Genomic DNA, 1,713 nt, shown 5'->3' on the forward strand with positions numbered 1-1,713 from the left:
GTCGTTGAGCACGTCGAGCAGATCGTGCTGCACGTCGAGCAACACCACAGCGTCTTACTGCAGCTGCTCGGGCCGCGCTATGTGGCGATATATTCTGCAAGCGGCTGACGGGGTGCGGAATGACGGTCGGTGGTCATCGGCGGACGAAGCTGATCCTCTCGGCCAGGACGGGCGCCGCCGGGTCTATAATCGGCGTAGCACCATCCGCCGCAGCGATCCACCGGAGGCCATGATGTCCGCCGCACCCCAACCGCGTCTCTCCTTCGACGACTGGCTCGCCATTGAGCGAACCGCCACCGATCAACGCAATGAGTACGTTGCCGGCGAGGTCTTTGCGATGGCCGGCGGCAGCGAGGAGCACAATCTCATCGTCGCCAACCTGGTCCGCGAGCTTGGCAACCAGTTCAAGGGCAGACCTTGCCGCGTATACCCGAGCGACATGAAGGTCCATATCGCCGCCGCCGACGTGGGCACCTATCCGGACGTGATGGTGATTTGCGGCGAGCGCCAGTTCCACGACGGTCGGCGTGACGTCGTTACCAATCCGATGCTGATCGTCGAAGTGCTCTCGGATTCCACCGAAGCCTATGATCGCGGCGACAAGTTCCGCTACTACCGAAGCCTCGAAAGCCTGCAAGCCTACCTGCTGCTGTCGCAATATCGGATGCAGGCGGAGCTGTTCCTCCGCCAGCCGGACGGGACCTGGAGTCTGAGCAGTTATCAGGAGACGTCGGAATCCATCCCGCTGCGCCTGATCGAGGCCGAGCTGTCGCTGGCCGAGGTCTACGACAAGGTGGAATGGAGCGCGAGGTAGGGTACGCGTACCTATTCCACCTCTCATCTATCGGCTATGCACCCCTCGAAACGCCGCCGACACGATCCCGTGCGCCGATCAGCGAATCGAGCGCCGGCACCAAGCACCAGGAAGGAGAAGAAGAAGGCCAGGACCAGCACCTCGCGCACCACCGCCTGCATCTCCGCCATCCGCTGGCCCTTGCCGCCCAGGGTCCAGGCATCGCCGGTCGGCCAGGTCACCTCGGCGAGCGCCGCGCGGGTCGCGGTTTGCGCTGACCGGCAATCAAGGGCGCGTGCGTCAGCCGCACCCATCATCTCTCGCCCACGGCGGGCACCAGCCGAAACCGCGCACCTCGCCCGGCGCATGAGCGATCAGCCCGGAGAGCAGAACCACCAGCACGAACAGCTCGGCCCGCCAGGCCGGCAGGAGCAGGGCCAGCCCGAGCAGGCCGACCTTCAGGACGATCACCAGTCCCTTCAACTGGAACAGCCAGGCCGCGCTCGACCAGAGATAAAGGCATGCGAGCGCGACACCCGAGCCCAGAGCGAGAGGGCCATAGAGCCCCACCTGGCTTGTGCTCACGCCAAGGAGATACCACCCGCCGATCCCTGCAACCCCGAGGAGATGGAGACTGCGCAGCGCGATGTTGAGCCAGCGCTCACCCGGGAAGGCGCGCGGGCGGATGGGAAACAGGACGCGAATCAGTGTGTGCATGAATGCTGGCCCATAAGCTTGGAGGCATGGAGAGCGACGGCCGAGGCGATGTCGCCGCTCCCGCGCACCAGCACTAAGAGGATATCCGGAACAGAAAATGCTTAAATCATTAAAATTCTAAATAAGATAGCCTCTTAGGTACGACAATCACGCGTATCGATGATGCCATGGCCTTTCAAGAGATGTCCGATGATTTTTGGCGT

Annotated in this window: 3 protein-coding genes; 1 reads left to right on the forward strand and 2 read right to left on the reverse strand. The window is 63.0% G+C overall.

What is annotated here, in order from left to right:
* The first annotated feature begins 232 nt into the window (after positions 1 to 232).
* Positions 233 to 814, forward strand: a complete 582-nt coding sequence (locus CKO23_RS24565; protein ID WP_200336113.1) for a Uma2 family endonuclease — start codon at positions 233 to 235, stop codon at positions 812 to 814.
* Between the two features lie 23 nt (positions 815 to 837).
* Here CKO23_RS24565 and CKO23_RS24570 read toward each other — a convergent pair whose 3' ends face one another.
* A complete protein-coding gene (locus tag CKO23_RS24570; RefSeq protein ID WP_200336115.1) occupies positions 838 to 1,107 on the reverse strand; it encodes a hypothetical protein in 270 nt (89 codons plus the stop codon).
* The gene (locus CKO23_RS24575) at positions 1,094 to 1,510 is read right to left on the reverse strand and encodes a hypothetical protein (RefSeq protein ID WP_200336117.1); all 417 of its coding nucleotides are present in this window, start codon (positions 1,508 to 1,510) and stop codon (positions 1,094 to 1,096) included. Before CKO23_RS24575 ends, CKO23_RS24570 begins: the two co-directional genes overlap by 14 nt.
* Between the last annotated feature and the right edge of the window lie 203 nt (positions 1,511 to 1,713).

It is taken from the genome of Thiocystis violacea, from assembly GCF_016583565.1.
Lineage (GTDB): Bacteria > Pseudomonadota > Gammaproteobacteria > Chromatiales > Chromatiaceae > Thiorhodococcus > Thiorhodococcus violaceus_A.